This window comes from Chloroflexota bacterium, assembly GCA_016875875.1.
Lineage (GTDB): Bacteria > Chloroflexota > Dehalococcoidia > GIF9 > UBA5629 > 9FT-COMBO-48-23.
In genome coordinates, this window is sequence record VGOP01000009.1 from 38,577 (window position 1) to 57,117 (window position 18,541).

General features: G+C 46.7%; 16 protein-coding genes and 4 tRNA genes. 7 read left to right on the forward strand and 13 right to left on the reverse strand.

The window, feature by feature from the left end; all coding sequences use genetic code 11:
- Positions 1 to 135: 135 nt before the first annotated feature.
- The 13 genes from FJ023_07545 to FJ023_07605 all read right to left on the reverse strand — a co-directional run bounded on the left by FJ023_07545 (position 136) and on the right by FJ023_07605 (position 12,733).
- Positions 136 to 780, reverse strand: coding sequence for a cysteine hydrolase (locus FJ023_07545; GenBank protein MBM4447188.1), 645 nt, complete (start codon positions 778 to 780; stop codon positions 136 to 138).
- Positions 781 to 950: 170 nt separating this feature from the next.
- Positions 951 to 1,026 (reverse strand) — tRNA-Pro (locus tag FJ023_07550).
- A 71-nt stretch (positions 1,027 to 1,097) separates the two neighbouring features.
- The gene (locus FJ023_07555; protein ID MBM4447189.1) at positions 1,098 to 1,817 is read right to left on the reverse strand and encodes a 2Fe-2S iron-sulfur cluster binding domain-containing protein; all 720 of its coding nucleotides are present in this window, start codon (positions 1,815 to 1,817) and stop codon (positions 1,098 to 1,100) included.
- A 1-nt stretch (position 1,818) separates the two neighbouring features.
- Complete coding sequence (locus FJ023_07560) at positions 1,819 to 3,675, reverse strand: NADH-quinone oxidoreductase subunit NuoF (GenBank protein MBM4447190.1); 1,857 nt, start codon at positions 3,673 to 3,675, stop codon at positions 1,819 to 1,821.
- A gap of 15 nt (positions 3,676 to 3,690) precedes the next feature.
- On the reverse strand, positions 3,691 to 4,140 hold the full coding sequence (nuoE, locus tag FJ023_07565) for an NADH-quinone oxidoreductase subunit NuoE (protein ID MBM4447191.1): 450 nt from the start codon (positions 4,138 to 4,140) through the stop codon (positions 3,691 to 3,693).
- A gap of 2 nt (positions 4,141 to 4,142) precedes the next feature.
- A complete protein-coding gene (locus FJ023_07570; protein ID MBM4447192.1) occupies positions 4,143 to 5,072 on the reverse strand; it encodes a pyruvate synthase subunit beta in 930 nt (309 codons plus the stop codon).
- The gene (gene porA / locus FJ023_07575) at positions 5,072 to 6,241 is read right to left on the reverse strand and encodes a pyruvate ferredoxin oxidoreductase (protein ID MBM4447193.1); all 1,170 of its coding nucleotides are present in this window, start codon (positions 6,239 to 6,241) and stop codon (positions 5,072 to 5,074) included. Before porA ends, FJ023_07570 begins: the two co-directional genes overlap by 1 nt.
- An 8-nt stretch (positions 6,242 to 6,249) precedes the next feature.
- Positions 6,250 to 7,137 carry a hypothetical protein gene (locus FJ023_07580; GenBank protein MBM4447194.1) on the reverse strand — a complete coding sequence of 296 codons (888 nt, stop codon included), beginning with the start codon at positions 7,135 to 7,137 and terminating at the stop codon, positions 6,250 to 6,252.
- 20 nt (positions 7,138 to 7,157) lie between these two features.
- Positions 7,158 to 7,229: transfer RNA gene (locus FJ023_07585), tRNA-Arg, on the reverse strand.
- Positions 7,230 to 7,289: 60 nt separating this feature from the next.
- On the reverse strand, positions 7,290 to 8,585 hold the full coding sequence (locus FJ023_07590; protein MBM4447195.1) for a cation:proton antiporter: 1,296 nt from the start codon (positions 8,583 to 8,585) through the stop codon (positions 7,290 to 7,292).
- A 113-nt stretch (positions 8,586 to 8,698) separates the two neighbouring features.
- Positions 8,699 to 11,425 (reverse strand): cation-translocating P-type ATPase, encoded by a 2,727-nt coding sequence (locus FJ023_07595; GenBank protein ID MBM4447196.1) that lies wholly within the window; start codon positions 11,423 to 11,425, stop codon positions 8,699 to 8,701.
- A gap of 42 nt (positions 11,426 to 11,467) precedes the next feature.
- A complete protein-coding gene (locus FJ023_07600) occupies positions 11,468 to 12,610 on the reverse strand; it encodes a sodium ion-translocating decarboxylase subunit beta (protein ID MBM4447197.1) in 1,143 nt (380 codons plus the stop codon).
- 3 nt (positions 12,611 to 12,613) lie between these two features.
- Entirely contained in the window at positions 12,614 to 12,733 is a 120-nt protein-coding gene (locus tag FJ023_07605) for a hypothetical protein (GenBank protein MBM4447198.1), read from the reverse strand.
- A gap of 177 nt (positions 12,734 to 12,910) precedes the next feature.
- On the opposite strand from FJ023_07605, the gene FJ023_07610 reads away from it, so the two are divergent.
- The 7 genes from FJ023_07610 (at position 12,911) to efp (ending at position 18,539) form a co-directional block, all read left to right on the forward strand.
- Positions 12,911 to 12,997, forward strand: a tRNA-Ser gene (locus FJ023_07610).
- Between the two features lie 7 nt (positions 12,998 to 13,004).
- Positions 13,005 to 13,093 (forward strand) — tRNA-Ser (locus FJ023_07615).
- Positions 13,094 to 13,190: 97 nt separating this feature from the next.
- Positions 13,191 to 14,312 carry a DNA-protecting protein DprA gene (gene dprA / locus FJ023_07620; protein MBM4447199.1) on the forward strand — a complete coding sequence of 374 codons (1,122 nt, stop codon included), beginning with the start codon at positions 13,191 to 13,193 and terminating at the stop codon, positions 14,310 to 14,312.
- Positions 14,313 to 14,314: 2 nt separating this feature from the next.
- Entirely contained in the window at positions 14,315 to 16,447 is a 2,133-nt protein-coding gene (gene topA, locus FJ023_07625) for a type I DNA topoisomerase (GenBank protein MBM4447200.1), read from the forward strand.
- A complete protein-coding gene (gene aroQ, locus FJ023_07630; GenBank protein ID MBM4447201.1) occupies positions 16,444 to 16,884 on the forward strand; it encodes a type II 3-dehydroquinate dehydratase in 441 nt (146 codons plus the stop codon). The genes topA and aroQ overlap by 4 nt, the downstream gene beginning before the upstream one ends.
- A 2-nt stretch (positions 16,885 to 16,886) precedes the next feature.
- A complete protein-coding gene (locus FJ023_07635; protein ID MBM4447202.1) occupies positions 16,887 to 17,963 on the forward strand; it encodes an aminopeptidase P family protein in 1,077 nt (358 codons plus the stop codon).
- A 15-nt stretch (positions 17,964 to 17,978) separates the two neighbouring features.
- On the forward strand, positions 17,979 to 18,539 hold the full coding sequence (gene efp, locus FJ023_07640) for an elongation factor P (protein ID MBM4447203.1): 561 nt from the start codon (positions 17,979 to 17,981) through the stop codon (positions 18,537 to 18,539).
- Positions 18,540 to 18,541 lie beyond the last annotated feature (2 nt).

Genomic DNA, 18,541 nt, shown 5'->3' on the forward strand with positions numbered 1-18,541 from the left:
GTTTTGCATTTTATAGGCGTGGAACTATTCCCACAGGAGGTACTGAACATTACGCCCAAGTGTGTCCCATTTTCGCTGATGGTTTACGTACCAGTATCCGCCCTTTTGTGGCAGTGGTTGCGCAACCGTCAGCTGTTAACATTTACCCAGCTTTGATAAGCATTCTGTAGTCTTGATCAAGTTTGCCCCTATATTTTTTAGCTCTTGCAAACCTCGTCTATTAGTTTGCGAAACAGCGTCTGTTACGAAAACAATTCTAAAATCCCGCTCGCTAGCCTCATAGATTGTTGTGCGTGGGCAATTAGGGAAATTACATCCGCACAGCACAATAGTATTAATGTCTAGATCGTGCAGATGCTTCTCCAAAGGAGTCTTGAAAAATGCTCCCCACCTTGGCTTATACATTATCCATTCCTTTGGTTCAACCGGTTGAAGTTCTCCCTTTAGGAGATTCGCCGCGTCTAATCTGACTCCTCGTGTGGGTTTTAGTTCTTCAACCAGTTCTGCCCCATCGCTTTCTGGGGCGAACATGCGTTTTCCGAGTTCGATAGCTTTTCTACGGCAGGCATCTGCGTTAGAACCGTCAGGCAAATAAAGTCTGACAACATGTACTATTGGTTTCTGGGAGATTCTGAAAGCTCGTACGAGGCTTTTTATTTTAGGCAGGATATCGATTGTGCCAGGAATCTCAATCGGGGAGCCAGGAATTGTACAATCGCGCTGAACATCAATAGTAAGTAGGGCGGCCCTCTTATAATCAGGTTCTGTGTAATCATTCATTAATTCTTCAATCTGCATGGGGATGCACCTGTACCTCACAAAAGGTGTCCTAGAATTCTACTTCAGTTTTAGCGATGTGGGAGCTGCTACCATCGTTTCTGCGCCTTTTTTGAAGCGGAAATCGCATTTATGGAAGGGCCATGGGGACTAGACATCCAAAATTATATTTATGGTCGGGGTGAGAGGATTCGAACCTCCGACCTCATGGTCCCAAACCATGCGCGCTAGCCGCTGCGCTACACCCCGAAGCAAAAAAAGTATAGTTCAACTAGTTCGATATAGTCAAGGAGTTACATGCCGGTTCTCGAATGGTGCGGCTATTTACATGTGGGGCAGACATCGAAGAAATCCCCAGGTAGATTCCACTTTTGTCTGATGTATTCTAGTTGCTTTTCCGGTGCCCAGTAGTTCCCGCAGACCTTACATTTCTTGAGCTTGAATTCCACTTTCCAATTGTAGATTATTCTGGTGTCTTTCCTATCTTCCATCTTTATTGCGCCGGTTGGGCATATATAGTAGCAAGAACCACAACCTATACAAGCTTCAGCCGGCTCAAGAAAAGGAGAGGCAGGCTCTTTGGTTATACCTCGATTGACCAGGCTAATAGCACTTACACCAACGACTTGCTCACAGGCTCTAACACACAAACCACACACAATGCAGTCATTATCTTCTAGATACTCAGATTTAAAAGATGGTTGCTCAATGCCTATCTGCGAAGCCAATTCCTGTATCACTTTATTTTTAGAACATCGTGCTAGAAGCAGTTCTGCTATCATTTTACGATTGCTCATTACCCTGGGTGAATCAGTTTTAACTTTCAATCCTTCTTCTACCGGGTAAAGGCAAGATGTGACTATCCTGGTACGCTTGCCTTTGGAAATTTCCACGATACACAGTCTACAGGCGCCGTATGGCTCTATAGCTTCATGGTGGCACAAGGTAGGTATATCAATACCGTTTTCTCTAGCTACCTGAAGTATTGTCTGCCCTTTTTCAGCCTTGAATTCACGGCCATCAATAATTAAGGTTACCATCTTACTTTCTACCTACAGCTCCTAATTTGCAGACGTCGTAACAAGCCCCACATTTGATACACTTCGACTCATCCAGAACGACAGGTTTCCTTTTGCCCATAAAGGCTATAGCTTCCTGAGGACAAGCTTTAACACAAAGTCCACAGCCTGGGCATTTTTCTTCTATGTAGTAATGGATTAGAGCCTTGCAGACACCGGCCGGGCATCTCTTTTCCTTGATATGAGCTTCGTACTCATCTTTGAAATAGCGGATAGTGGTAATAACAGGATTTGGTGCTGTGCTACCTAGGGCACAGAGAGAGCTATCTACGAGGGTTGCGGAAAGCCGTTCCAGAAGGTCGATATCTGCGTCATTGCCTTTCCCCTCAGTGATGTCATCCAGAATTTGCCGCATGCGTTTTATTCCCTCACGGCATGGCACGCACTTACCGCAAGATTCCTCTTCGAGGAAGGTGAGGAAGTACTTAGCGATGTCTACCATACATGTGGTCTCATCCATGACAATCATGCCACCCGAGCCCATCATCGAGCCGGCTTTAGTTAGCTCGTCAAAATCTACTGGTAAGTCAAGTAAGCTTTCAGGAAGGCAGCCACCTGAGGGGCCACCGGTCTGCACTGCCTTGAATTTCTTCCCTTCCCGGATACCACCACCAATATCATAGATGATTTCCCTTAGGGTTATCCCCATTGGCACTTCCACCAGGCCTGTGTTATTAATTTTACCCACCAGAGAAAAGATTTTTGTCCCCTTGCTGCCATCGGTACCTAAGGTGCGGTACCAATCAGTGCCTTTATTGATTATTACGGGCACATTAGACCAAGTTTCTACATTGTTTAGGTTACTGGGTCTGTTCCACAGTCCTTTTTCCACTGTATGAACATATTTAGCTCTTGGTTCTCCAACATTGCCTTCGAGGGATGCCATCAGTGCTGTAGACTCACCGCAAACGAAAGCACCTCCACCTCTAGTTATGCGGACATTAAAATGGAAACCTGAACCCAGGATATTATCTCCGAGCAGCCCTAGCTGTTGTGCTTGGTTCAGAGCAATTGTTATGTTAGCCAATGCTAAAGGATATTCATTGCGAACATACACATATCCTTGGTGAGCTCCAATTGCATAAGCACCAATAATCAGGCCTTCAAGTACACTGTGTGGATTGCCCGAAAGTAGACCTTCATTAGCGTAAGCTCCGGGGTCACCCTCATCAGCATTTACGATGACGTACTTTATATCTCCGGGAGCATTATGGCAGGATTCCCATTTTGCTCCTGTGGGAAAACCAGCACCTCCTCGTCCCCTTAAGCCGGAGCGTTTGATTTCCTCGATTATTTGCTCTGAAGCCATTTCGAAGAGGGCTTTGGCTAAAGCTGTGTAGCCACCAATAGCAATATAATCCTCTATCTTAATTGGGTTTATTTCGATGTTGTTGCCAAGAATATTCCGCTTTTGCTTTTGGTAGAAGGGAATTTCATGCCTGTGCACAAGTTTGCTGCCGGTAATCGGGTCATTATGAAGCAGTCTGTCAATAATATTGCCATTGATTAGTGTCTCATGCAGTATCTCAGGCACATCTTCCAACTTTACTTGTTGGTAGAAAATGTCGCCAGGTTGGATAACTACGATCGAGCCTTTCTCACAGAGGCCTTGACAACCTGTGATTCTCAGTTCCGCCTTATTCTCCAAGCCTTGTTTTGATAGTTCTTTCTTAAAGGCTTCTACGATTTGGGCGCAGCCGTAAGGATGGCAGGCTGTACCATTGCATACCGCAATTAGAGGCTTTCCTGATTTTCTTTCATTGATTAGCTCTTTTTGTAGAGCCTCTAAGTCTTGTTTTGAACGGAGCTTGTTTGGCATTTCGTTTGTTAGCGCTTACTCAAATTTGGTTAGCACACTATCTACCTTGTCTGTGCTCAGCTGTCCGAAATATTCACCGTCTATTTTCACGGCTGGCCCTACGGCACAACATCCCATGCAGTTAACTGTCTCTAATGTAAATTTGCGGTCTTTAGTCGTCTCACCTCTTTCGATAAGTAAATTTCGTTCAATCTTTTCCAGTACTCTGACGGCACCTCTGACGTGGCAGGCAGTGCCCAGGCAAACGTTAATCAAATGCTTGCCTCTGGGCTCGAGGCTGAAGGCTCTGAAAAAAGTGGCCACGTTATACACCTGGCTTGCAGGAATGCCCATGATTTCACTCACCTGAATCAGTGCTTCTTTGGGAAGGTAATAGTATTCAGTCTGGATATCCTGGAGTATGGAAACCAGTTGGCCTCTGTCAGCGTTGTATTTGTTTATAGTAGCGCTAACTTTTTCATCCATATCTAATAATTATTGCTGGTAGCTTTCTTCTTAAGTTTGGCATACTCAGCAGCTACCCTTTCTTGAATTTGAGATGTTATTTCTTTTGAAAGGTGCCGGAATCTTCCCTGTAGCTTAAAGTAGTCTTCTATCGGTCGTAGCTGGGGAAAATCTAAATTCAGGGTATATCTGTCTTTTTCCACCTCATAGAGAGGGAAGATGCCTGTTTCTATAGCAAGTCGCCCTGCCTTGATAGTTAAATCTGAAGGTAGTCGCCAACCGGTGGGACAAACCGACAATATATGAATGTAAGACGGGCCTTTGATTTCTATAGCCTTACTAATTTTGTTCATAAGGTCGAAAGGATAACTATGGCACGCTGTAGCCACGTAAGGTATATCGTGAGCGACAGCGATAGCCGGCATATTTTTTTTCCAAGTAGTTTGTCCAATGCTAACCTTACCTGCGGGTGAAGTTGTGGTGGAAGCACCGAGTGGAGTGGAGCTGGAACGCTGAATACCGGTATTCATGTAGGCTTCATTATCGAAACAGATATATATAAGGTCATGGCCTCTCTCAAGAACACCGGATAGAGCTTGGAAGCCGATGTCAGCAGTACCGCCATCACCAGCCATTGCTACAACCTTTGTTCTCTTAGTATATTTGCCTTTGCGACGTAGAACTTTTATTCCGGCTTCTATTCCGGAAGCCACAGCCGCTGTATTCTCAAACAGTGTATGAATCCAGGGAACCTCCCAGGAAGTAGAAGGAAGTGGTGAGGAAACGATTTCCATGCAGCCGGTGGCGTTAGCAATTATTATATTTCTGCCCAAAGCTTTACACACAAGCCTTACAGCCAAGGCTTCACCACAGCCCATACAGGCACGATGTCCAGGGGCAAAATATTCCTTGGTCGTTACTAATCTTGGGACATATATAGCCAGACTTTCCACTATTCTCTGACTCCTATAATCTCGAATTCATCAAGTTCACCTTGCTTCGCTTTATCCACCCCATGACGAATCACCTCTTCAAAACCTTGAGCGGAAATCTCTCTACCGCCGAGGCTGCCTACAAAACTTACAATTTTTGGCCTGGTTTTTAGCGGGTAAAGTGCTGCTTGTATTTCGGAGCAGACCGGTGGTGTGCCTCCCAGAGAAAGGGCTCGGTCAAGGATGATAAGCACTTGGGCTTTGCTTACAGCCTGACGAAGCTCTTCGGTGGGAAATGGCCGCCACAAGCGCAATCTTATTAGTCCCACCTTTTGACCCTCAGCCTGCATTTTATCAATAGCCATCATAGCTGTTTCACTGAAGCTCCCCATGCATAGCAGCAAAACGTCAGCATCTTCTGCCTTGTAACTCTCTACTGGTGAATAATGGCGTCCTGAGAGCTTGCTGAACTCTTGCCACACTCGGAGAATCACCTTCTTAGAGCTTCTTAGTGCGGCCTCATGTGCCTTCTTGGCCTCAGTGTAAATGAATGGGGGACCAAAGGCGCCTATGGTCACTGGCTTATCTGGATCGAGAGGATAGGGATGCCGGTATTCAGGAAGGAATTTATCTACAACTTCTTGCTCTAAAAATTCAACAGATTCGATTGTGTGGGAAACGTAAAATCCGTCAATATGGAACATTGTCGGTAGCAAGACAATTGGGTCTTCAGCAATACGAAAGGCACATAACGTTAAATCAAAGGCTTGTTGAGCATTTTCGGCGAATATCTGAATCCAACCGCAGTCCCGAGTCGCCATCGCGTCAGAATGATCTGTCCAGATGCTCAATGGTGCTGAGAGCGCCCTGTTGGCTACTGTCATAACTATTGGTAGCCGTAGCCCTGAGGCCACATAGAGTACCTCATGCATAAGCTCCAGTCCCTGACTGGCGGTAGCAGTAAAAGTTCTGGCACCTACAGCCGAAGTTCCCAGGCAGGCGCTCATTGCTGAATGTTCTGATTCCACTGGTATATATTCGGCATCTAGCTCACCGTTAGCTACAAATTCAGCTAGCCGCTCCACAATATGAGTCTGAGGTGTAATGGGATAGGCAGCTACAGCTTCGACGCGGGCTAGTTTGATAGCCTCGGCTATGGCGAAGGAGCCCTCCATGCCTGTTCGCTTTATTGCCATCTCTATTCTTCCTCTACCATCTTTATGGCTTCAGTCCAGCACTCGCGGGCACAAATACCACATCCTTTGCAGTAGTACAGATTGGCTTCGAAGTAGCCGTCTTCGTTTTGCCCGATACATCCTTCTGGGCAAAATAAATAGCAGATTCCACATTTGATGCATTTTTGATGGTCCAATACTGGACGTTCTGATTTCCAATCCCCAGTACGATATTGCTTAGCGTTCCCTGCCTCAGTAACAACACAGCCGGGCAATAATTCCTGCCAAGATGGAAATGTTTCTGTTTCGAACGTTTTACGTGGCTTTTCAACAATGCCACTAAGTTCAGCTATTTCAGTTTCTTCATAGGCTTTGCGACAGGCATCGATATTACCCTTAGCTCTAGCACCGAAACGCTCCTTTAGAGGCTCTGTTAGCGATTCTAGCTCGATTATACCTGTGGCCTTAACCAGTGCTCCGAGCATTGTCGTATTGACGATTGGAACGCCAAGCATCTCCCGAGCAATGGAAGTGGCATTAACCACAGCTAATTTCCATGGACCATTCAGTTCTGATGTTATGTCAACTAATGTCTTTGTGGTGTTTATTATCAGCACACCGCCTTCCTTGAGTCCTGATGTGACATCTGTGATATAAATTAGGCCCGGATCCAAGATTACCACAATATCAGGATTTGTTACTGACACTCTGGCTCGAATCGGGTTAACATCGCTTACGCGATTGAAAACAAGCACCGGCGCTCCCCTTCTTTCCGGGCCAAAGCTAGGAAATGCCTGGGCGAATTTGCCTTCCTCTATAGCTGCCAGTGCTAATAGTTCAGCCGATGTTACTGCCCCTTGACCACCTCTCCCATGCCAACGGATCTCGATTGTTTTGTCTTTTTCCGTCAACTTGCTATATTTCCTCGAAGCGCCCCTGGAGGGACTCGAACCCTCGCACCCGGCTCCGGAGGCCGGCGCTCTATCCCCTGAGCTACAGGGGCTTTGGTTATTTTACCTAGTATTGTGTTATTTGACAAACTTACCAAAGGCAAACTACATACTCACTCATCTTGCTGTAATGGCTTGTCTGCGCCTGTGACTGGTTCTGACTGCTTCTTAAAAAATGGCTTGAGCATTGCTGGTGTTATAAGTGTTGTGACCACGCTGACCGCAACTGCGGCACCGAATAGGTCTCGGCTTATGGCTCCAGCCAGAAGCCCAGCACCCGCAATAATCAAACCTACCTCACCTCTTGGTACCATTCCTATACCAACTATCATGCTCTCAGTATGGGACATCTTGCCTGCAAATCGGGCTGGAATATAGCAACCAGCTATTTTCCCAAGTACAGCGGCTATTGTCAAAATGACTGCTATTATGGCTCCACCCCAGAGCAGTCGTGTGTCAACTTGCATGCCCAGGTAACAGAAGAAGAAAGGCGCCAGAAAGAGCATTATCGGTCTGGTTTTATCTAAAATGTCCTCTCTTTCATCAGTGGCGGCAAACATAAGCCCAGCCACATAGGCGCCTACCACGGGATGCAAGCCAACCAACGTAACCAGGTAAGCTATGATAAAGCCGATGATAAGTGCAAAAATGGGTATTGTCCCCGATTTTCTGAAAGGATTAAGAAGGAAACGTGATATATATTTGTTGAGCTTTACGCCGATGATTAACAAGGCAAACCAAACGGCAAGGCCAATGGCAAGGATTTTAAGGGCATCTAAGCTGGCATGAATCATGTTTAGCTCACCGCCAGCTTTTACTGCGGAGCTTATGCCAACGACAATTGATAGAATAACTATGCCGATTATATCGTCGATCACAGCTCCAACCAGTATGGTTGCTCCCGCTTGTGTCTGGAGTTTGCCCATCCCCATTAGTATCCTTATTGTGACTCCAATGCTAGTAGCTGTTAATGCTGCTCCCATGAACAGCCAGCCAGCTATTCCTGCTTCAGGGGCTAGCCACATGGTGATGAAATAGCCAAAGGTAAATGGAAGAATAACGCCACCGACAGCTACTAGAGCGCCGGTTATTCCTTGCTTCAAGAAAGCACCGACATCAGTTTCGACACCAGCAACAAAAAGCAAAACAACGATGGCTATCTGGGAGATTATCTCCATTACGTTAAATTCATGGAGGCCGAAAGCACCTTGGATAGTAGCAAAATGCAGGATGATCGGGTCATGGATAAGTCCACCCAAGGCAAATGGTGAAATAATAATTCCTGCAACCAATTCGCCTAAAACTGGTGGTTGCTTTAAATAGCGCTCAAATAGTTCGCCGCCTATCCTGGCTGCCAGCAGAATCAAGCCAAAGGTCAGTATAAATTTAAAATATATCTCGATTTCCATCTACGAAAGACCCGTAGTTAAAGACATAAATCATGTAAAGTTTACCACATTTGGGTTTATGTCGAGAATGAAGCCTACTGGTTTTAAGGACTGTTATCGCAGAGGGTAAATGGTCAACCGGTGGGTTCTGGAACCAGTCCTTTGGATTTTAGCCGTGAACTGATAAGCTTGTAGATTTCGGCGGCAATGAAAATGGTTGAGGCTGAGAGTATGGCTATTACCCAATCTGTCAGAGTTAAGGCATAGGTATTGAATGGGCCTTGGAGAATGGGTAGGTAAATTACTAGGCCGAGCATTATACATTCCCAACCTATTGCTAACAATAACCACTTGTTAGCAAATGGACCAATCTTGAATAAAGAGTGTTCCAATGAGCGACAGTTAAAAGCGTTGAAAAACTGAACGAGGATCAGGGTAACGAAGCACATGCTTTGGGCCTCAAGGTGGTCGTTCCTTGCATTCCATGCCCAGAGGAAGACCGCTAAAGTTACCAAGGCAGTCCAGACTCCCGCACCGGTCAGGTATCTGAGCACAGGTGCTGTGAAGATAGTCTGATGGCGAGGACGGGGCTTATGCCTCATTATATCTGGGTCAGGAGGATCCATAGACAGAGCTATAGCTGGCAGGCCATCGGTTGCCAGATTAACATATAAGATTTGAATAGCAATAAGCGGTATAACCCCAGCCGGCAATCCAATAAGTGGGCCAAAGAGAATGGCTGTTGCCATGAGCAATATCTCACCAAAATTGCATGAGAGGAGATAGACTAGATACTTCTTGATGTTTCCGAAGATGCCCCTACCCTCCTCTACGGCAGATACGATGGAGGCAAAGTTATCATCAGTAAGTATCATATCGGCTGCTTCTTTAGTAACGTCGGTGCCGGTAATACCCATAGCCACACCGATGTCAGCCTTTTTGAGTGCCGGGGCATCGTTTACTCCATCCCCTGTCATTGCTACTACATGCCCCCTTTTGGTTAAAGCCTCCACCACGCGGAGTTTATGGGCAGGAGAAACGCGGGCATAGACTTCTATTTTCTCCACCAAGGCTTCAAATTCCTTGTCGCTCAGATTATCAATATCAGCGCCAGTGAGGGCAACACCTGCTTTGAGTATGCCTAGTTCCTTGGCAATGGCAACCGCAGTTAGCTTATGGTCACCGGTTATCATTACTGACCTGATACCTGCCTGGTCACAGAGCTTTACCGCTTCTTTAACTTCTTCACGAGGCGGGTCGATCATACCAGCAAGGCCAACGAAAACCATGTCTCGCTCTATCGTCTCGGTTGTATTAGCGGTATCAGGAAGTCGTTTATATGCTACCCCCAAAATACGGAGAGCATCACCAGCCATTTCATGGGACACGGACAGAATATTGTTCCTATCATTATCGCTTAATTTTGGTTCCTGTTCATTCCGGTAAATATGGCTGCAAGAACTTAAGATTACCTCTGGTGCCCCTTTGGAGTAGGCGATCTTACCTTGTGGTGCTTGATGCACAGTGGTCATCCTCTTCGTCTCGGAGGAGAAAGGAATTTCGTGGATGCGGGGGAATTGGCCCTGAAGTTTCTCTTGCCACAAATCGGCCTTAGCTGCTGTTACTACCAAAGCGCCTTCGGTAGGGTCGCCTTTGATTCCCCAGACGCCATCGGCAGAGGAAAGAGACGTATCATTGCACAGGCTACCTATCTGGAGCAGCATTTGTAGGGCAGTGTCTTTTTCAGCGTTTATGGTTTTGCCGTCAAAATGAAACTCACCTTTAGGTTCATAGCCAACTCCAGTGACATCAATCAGCTTGCCATCCACATAGATGCGGCGTATCGTCATCTGATCCTGGGTTAGCGTGCCTGTCTTGTCTGAACAAATAAATGTGGTACAACCGAGGGTCTCTACCGCCGGTAGCTTTCTAATGAGGGCATGTCGCCGTACCATCTTCTGAACGCCGAGAGCCAGTGAGATGGTGACTACAGCAGGTAAGGCTTCGGGAACAGCAGCTACTGCCAGGCTCACTCCCCAGATGAGCATTTCCAAAATCTCATGTCCTCTCAAAACTCCAATTCCGGCGAGAATGAAACAAAGGGCTAGTGCGCCGATGGCAATTAACTTTCCCAACTTGTCAAGGTTAACCTGGAGGGGTGTCTGCTCCTTCTTGACCTCTTGGAGCATGGTAGCTATCTTGCCAAACTCCGTAGCCATGCCGGTAGCGGTGATAATCGCTGTACCCCTACCATAAACGGCGGCTGTTCCCATGAAGACCATGTTCTTTCTGTCACCAATGCTGATTTCTCCCGGCAATACCTTAGCTATCTTTTCCACGGGAACCGATTCCCCGGTTAGGGAGGCTTCATCTGCCTTTAGATTGATCGCTTCAATCAGGCGTGCGTCTGCTGGTATTCGGTCACCGGTTCTGAGGATGATTATGTCCCCGGGGACTAGCTCTCGAGAGGGTATTTCCACCTCTTTCCCATTTCTTAGCACTGATGCCATAGGCGCTGCCATTTTCTTCAGGGCTTCCATAGCTCGTTCAGCCCTGTATTCCTGGATAAAGCCAAGGCCAGCAGCGAAAACGACGATAACAAAAATGACAATGGCATCAGCCACCTCGCCCACGACAGCTGACAGGACTACTGCAACAAGGAGGATAATAATCAGGAAATTTTTGAATTGCTCTAGGAAAATTTTCCAGGGTGAGACCTTCTCCCCTGCAGTCAGCTCATTATGACCAAACTGAGCCAGGCGGTGTTGAGCTTCTTCTTCACTCAAGCCATCACGCTTAGAACTCAAAGAGTCTAAGACTTCTGGTACCTCTAAATTATGCCAGTTCTTATTGAGTTGCATGATAATTATCCTCCTTGTTGCAGTATTTATTCAAGATCGGAATTAGCTGAACATGGGTATTAGCATTAGCATGGCGCCACCAGCTACTACCGAGGCGATTTGACCAGCAGTATTAGCTCCAACAGCATGCATCAGCAGATGGTTGTGGGGATTCTCTTGAAGACCCATCTTTTGGACTACCCTGGCTGACATGGGGAAAGCTGATATTCCTGCAGCGCCGATCAAAGGGTTAACCTTCTTGCCGGACAGAAGATACATTGTCTTCCCCAAAATGACGCCAGCAGCAGTATCTAATGCAAAGGCAACTATTCCCATGACGAAGATAAGTATTGTCTCTGGCTTGAGGAACTCGGAAGCTATCATCATCCCACCCACTGTGAGGCCTAACAGGATGGTAACAATGTTGGTCAATTCGTTCTGAGCTGTCGCAGAAAGCCTTTCAACCACTCCACACTCCCGAAGTACATTGCCGAACATAAGACAGCCAATAAGTGGTGTAGCTTTTGGTGCTATTAATCCCACTATCAATACAGTAGCTATAGGGAAGATGATTTTTGTCCTTCGCGACACTGCTCCTACTTTGATAGGCATTTCCACTAGGCGTTCCTCTTTGGTAGTCAGCCATCTCATTATCGGCGGCTGGATAATGGGCACCAATGCCATATAGGAATAAGCTGCCACCACAATAGCTGCGGCATACTTAGATTCCAGTATGGAAGACACATAAATTGAAGTTGGACCATCGGCCGAGCCGATTATACCGATAGAGGCTGCGTCTTTCAGGCTGAAGTTCATGATGTGAAGCCAACCATCACCGAGGAGATAGGCCAGGAAAAAGGTGCCGAAGATGCCGAACTGGGCTGCAGCGCCGAGAAAGATAGTGTGTGGTCTTTCTAGGAAGGGGCCGAAATCAATCATAGCTCCTATGCCAATAAAAATAAGAAGGGGAAAGAGCTCAGTTTTGATCCCAGCTTGTCTCAAAACAGCAAAAAGCCCGCCTTCATCAACTAATCCAGCAAGAGGTATGTTAGCTAGCATAATTCCGGTGCCAATGGGTATCAGTATAACCGGCTCTACGTTCCTGGCGGTGCCCAGGTAGATGAGAAACCCACCGACAGCCAGCATCACGACTATTTGCCAGTTGAGGTTGAGGAAGCCCACAAATTCACTTACAGGTATGTCCATTCCTTACTCTTCCTTATTGGGCTTCAGGAATTTATTCAGCAAGGTCATCATGCCAAGCAGTATTCCCAGCACAGCAAAGATAATTGCCATTCCCAGAAGAACTATCCACAACGCATCTAGCATTTCAAGGCCTCAAATTTTGGTGTCTTAATTCCCTTGCAAAAACGCTCAATTGGTATATGGTAAGGTGGAATCATATCATAGCTTGCTTTTCCTTGTAAACCTATCCTCGACAGTATGTTAAAGCTGCGTGCTAAACTTTGCCACCAAACGCAGGAATTGTATAATGTTAGCAGCTGCGGAGAGGTGTCCGAGTGGTTTATGGTGCCGCTCTCGAAAAGCGGTGGGCGATGAGCCTCGTGGGTTCGAATCCCACCCTCTCCGCCAGCCTCATGGAGAGGTGCTGGAGTGGACTATCAGGCGCGCCTGGAGAGCGCGTGTCGCCATTGGCGACCGTGGGTTCGAATCCCACCCTCTCCGCCAGTTTACACTTCAATGTTTTCCCATTAACCTTGACAATAGCCTTGTCAACTGCCCGTTTGTTTGCCTATATTGCCTATGCTACAATGTTTCAACTCAGATGACGACTGAAGATGGGCTGAAATATTGGGTAGGCTTTTCCAAGGTGCCAGGTATCGGGCGAGTGAAAATCTCCCAACTACTGGAGCATTTCACTACTCTTGAGCATGCCTGGAAAGCCTCGGCTGGTGAACTGAAAAGAGCCGGACTTGATTCAAAAACTGTAGATAATATCGTGAATTTGAGGCTCAGGATTTCGCCAGATGCTGAAATGGACAGCCTGAAGCAATATAAGGTGAAAGTACTTACCTGTGATTCTTCGGCCTATCCCCAAAGGCTCAAGGAAATTTACGATTTCCCACCGGTGCTTTATGTCAGGGGCGATCTGTTGTCTGAGGATGAATGTTGCCTAGCTGTAGTCGGCACCCGTCGAGCTACAGTCTACGGGCGTCAGGTGACCGAGGAGATCGTCAGTGACCTGGCTCGGAGTGGAATCACTATCGTTAGTGGTCTAGCTAAAGGAATTGATTCTGTAGCCCACCGTGCTGCGCTGCAAGTAAGTGCCAGAACTATTGCTGTTTTCGCTTGTGGGCTGGACATCGTTTACCCGGCAGAAAATGCCAAGCTAGCCCGCGAGATTATGGAGCACGGCGCCTTGATGAGCGAATATCCACTGGGCACCAAGCCTAAAGCTGATAATTTCCCCAGACGCAACCGGATTATGAGCGGATTGAGCTTTGGTGTACTGGTGGTGGAGGCTGGCGAGAGCAGTGGGGCTTTAATTACGGCTAATCAGGCGCTGGAGCAAAACCGGGAGGTCTTTGCCGTCCCGGGCAGTATTCTATCTCCCGCCAGCAGAGGGACGAATCATTTAATTCAAGAGGGGGCAAAACTGGTTCGGAATTATGTTGATATTTTAGAGGAGCTTAATCTGGCCATTATGGCACAGCAACTGGAGATGAAGGAGCTTCTACCTGTTGATGAGACTGAAGCATTATTGCTAAAGCAACTGAGCCGTGAGCCGACCCATATCGATGAGATTTGTCGTAATAGTAGTCTGGCAGCAGCTCTAGTTAGCAGCGCTCTAACCATGATGGAACTTAAAGGAATGGTGAAGCAGATTGGTGGTATGAACTATGTGCTGGCTAGAGAGATGAGAGAAGAATACCAAACGGCAAGGTAATTATGACAATGAAACTTGTTGTTGTCGAATCACCAGCTAAATCAAGGACAATAAGCAGGATACTGGGTAAGGGTTATGATATCAAGGCGACCCTGGGGCATGTGCGTGACTTGCCCAAAAGTGAATTGGGCATAGATACGGCCAATGACTTTGCTCCCAGATATGTCGTTATCAAACAGAGGAGACCTGTCATAACTGAGCTAAAGAAGTCGGCTAATAGTGCCTCAGCAGTTTATCTGGCCACAGACCCTGACCGGGAGGGAGAGGCGATTTCTTGGCATCTGATCGAGTCCATTAAGCTGGGTAAAAACAAGGTGCCCATTCACCGGGTTGTCTTTCATGAGATAACCAAAGATGCTGTGGAAAAGGCTTTTCACCATCCCCGCTCTATCGACATGAACTTGGTTGATGCTCAGCAGGCACGGCGTGTTTTGGACAGATTGGTTGGCTATAAGCTGAGCCCGTTGTTATGGCGGAAGGTGCAAAGAGGACTTTCTGCGGGTAGAGTTCAGTCAGCAGCCTTGAGAATTATTGTTGACCGGGAGCGAGAGATACAAAATTTTGTCCGTATGGAGTACTGGACTATTGAGGCTGAATTGGCTAAAAGTTTGACGGAAGCTACGAAAACCAGTTTCAGAGCTTTGCTTATAGGCCTGACTGATGGCAAGAAGCTGGAGATGCCTAACCAAGAGGAAGCCAAGAAGATTGAAGACGAGTTGAGGAAGGCCGACTATGCGGTTAAGAAAGTGATGGTAAAAGAGATAGCCCGCCAACCGGCGCCACCGTTTACAACCAGCACCATGCAGCAGGAGGCATGGCGCAAGCTAAGGTTCACTGCTCAAAGGACCATGATTATCGCTCAGCAGCTTTATGAAGGCATACAGTTGGGCGAAGAGGGCTCGGTTGGGTTGATTACCTATATGCGTACCGATTCCACTAATGTGGCTGCCAGCGCCATAGCTGAGACCAGAGATTTCATTACCAGCAAATACGGTGCTCGTTTTTTGCCCCCACATCCGCGTTCGTTTGGCAAGAGAGGTAAATGGGCGCAGGAAGCACATGAAGCTATTCGACCTACAAAGATTTATCGGGAACCTGACCAACTTCGCCCCTATCTCAAACCAGAGCAACTTAGACTTTATGAGCTTATATGGAAGCGGATGGTAGCAAGTCAGATGGCGGCAGCCTCGATGGATACTACCACTGTTGAAGTAGAAGCCAAATGTTCCGAATCCCAGAAGGGATATTTGCTGAGAGCAGCCAGCTCCGTAGTAAAGTTCCCAGGCTTTATAACTTTGTACAGTGAAGGGAAAGATGAGGACGGAGAAGAAGACAAGGCAGTCATCCTCCCGGAATTGAAAGCAGGTGACAAATTAGTTTTACTGGACCTTTTCCCTGAGCAGCGTTTTACTCAGCCACCGTTTCGCTATACTGAGGCTACATTAATAAAAGCGCTGGAACAAAAAGGAATCGGTCGTCCCAGCACCTACGCTCCAATCATATCTACCATCCAAGAAAGAGGTTATGTATATAAGGAAAGTGGTAGGCTTTGCCCTGACGAGATAGGCTTCATTGTGAATGATCTCTTAACTCAGCACTTTCCTGAAATCGTTGACCTGGATTTCACGGCTCAGCTTGAGGAAGAACTAGACGAGATTGCCCGGGGTGAGAGGGGTTGGGTATCAGTTTTGAGAGATTTCTACATTCCTTTTGAGGAGACGCTGAACCAAGCCTCTGAGAAGATAGAAAGAATTAACGTTGCTAAGCCAACAGAGGAAGTCTGTCCTGAGTGTGGTCGCCCGATGGTATTAAAGACAGGACGGTTCGGCAAGTTCCTAGCCTGCAGTGGCTATCCCGACTGCAAGAAGACTATGCCTTTCAAGGTCAAAACCGGTGTCTCCTGCCCACAATGTGGAAAGGAGTTGATAGAGAGAAAAACAAAGAAAAAGCGCATTTTCTATGGTTGCAGTGGTTTCCCACAATGTCAATTTGCAGTTAATCGCAGGCCGGTTCCACAACCCTGCCCTCAGTGTGGCAAGCTCCTCATTATTTATCGAGACGGTTGGGTGAAATGCACTGCCTGCGAATATAAAGATAAATTAGATGAATTAGAAAAAATAGGAGCGGCAGCATGAAAATCATGGTTATCAACGGACCGAACCTTAACATATTAGGCAAGCGGAATAAAGCCCTTTATGGCGATAAAACATTGTCACAGATTGACACCCTTTTGAAAAAGGAAGGGGAGGATCTGGGGGTGGATATAGTTAGCTTTCAGTCAAATAATGAAGGTGCACTTATTGACTTCATCCAGAAGAGTTCCTCTGAAGTTAGCGGCATAATCATAAACCCGGGAGCACTCACTCACTATGGTTTTTCTTTACGGGATGCCTTGGCTGATAGTGGATTGCCGGTTATTGAGATTCATCTGTCCAACATTTATGCCCGTGAAGAATGGCGAGCCAAATCGGTAATTGCACCTATCGCCAAAGGGCAAATTAGTGGTTTGGGTTGGCGTGGATATGTTGCTGCGCTGCGAATTCTAGCTGATGAACTGAAGGCAGAAAAGTAAGAGTGAGCCGGCTGCAGAAACTACGGCAGAGTCTAACACAAAGGGAGTTGGATATCCTTGTAGTTTCTCAGTCGGAAAACCGGCGTTATCTTTCTGGTTTTACTGGCTCATTGGGTTGGCTGCTTATTTCTGAGAATAGTACTTATTTAGCCGTGGACTTCCGTTATGTAGAGCAAGCTAGGAAGGAAGCACCGGATTTTGATGTGATTCATATAAAAGGTGACGTGGTAAGTTGGTTGCCGAAATTGGTCTCGGATTTAGGATATAAAAAGATGGGCTTTGAAGCCAACCAGGTTCCTTTTATCACCTGCCAGCAGCTGTGTAAAACGGTAGGCGATGACAATAATAAGATTAAACTTGTTCCAACTACTGGATTGGTGGAGTCCATTCGCGCTATCAAGGAGCCTGAGGAGCTAAAGTTCATAATTGAAGCAGTTGAATTAGCTGATGCCGCTTTTAACCATGCTAAATCAATTATCCGTCCCGGAATTAGCGAAAAAGAGTTGGCTTGGGCATTGGAGAAATTCCTCCGAGAAAAGGGTAGCGAAGCCGTGCCTTTTGAGATCATCGTGGCCTCTGGCCCCAATGCGGCTTCGCCTCATGCTAAGCCCTCAGAACAGCGCCTTAAAAAAAATGTACCTGTGGTGGTTGATTTGGGGGCACGGGTGAATGGCTATTGCAGTGACCTCAGCCGTACCTTTTTTCTAGGTGATGAGGACAAGACTTTTTTTAAAATTTATGATATTGTTTTGGGTGCACAATTAACTGCTCTGGCAACAATAGGTGCTGGCATGAATGGCGACCAAGCTGATCGACTAGCCCGGGCGGTTATTGAAAAGGCAGGCTATGGTGATGCTTTTGGTCATGGGTTAGGACATGGCGTTGGCTTAGAGGCTCATGAATCGCCAAGGCTTGGGCCTAATTCTTCAGATTCGTTAGTTGATGACATGGTTTTCACTGTAGAACCCGGGATTTATATAGCTGGCTGGGGTGGAGTTAGGATTGAAGATACAGTTGTAATGGAGAACGGCAGAGTTAAAGCCCTTACCAAGGCGGAGAAGATAGCAAACATCTGTTAGGAGGGTAGTCACCTTATGATAGACGCTGGAGAGTTAAAAAGAGGAATAACTATTGAACTGGATGGGCAGTTGTATCAGGTTCTTGATTACCAGCATATTAAGATGGGACGGGGCTCAGCACAGGTTCGGCTGAAACTTCGTGATGTTCGTGCTGGGCATAATACTGAACGCTCCTTCCAGGCCAGTGAGACATTTACTAGAGCTTTCCTTGAACGTCGCCCTGTACAGTACCTTTATAATGATGGCAGCCTTTACCATTTTATGGATACCAAGACCTTCGAGCAGATACCTTTTGATAAATCAATGCTTGGTGATACGCTGAACTACTTGAAAGACGGGTCGAACTTGGAAATACTGACACACAAAGGCAAATCTGTGGGAATACAATTACCTGTTTCAGTAGAGCTTAAGGTAACGGAAACAGGCCCTGGCTTCAAAGGGGATACCGCCTCAGCCGGCACCAAACCAGCTAAGATGGAGACGGGAATTACTATTAAAGTTCCCTTTTTCATAAATACTGGCGATACTATTAAGGTTGATACTCGCACTGGGGACTACCTAGAGAGGGTAAGCTGAAT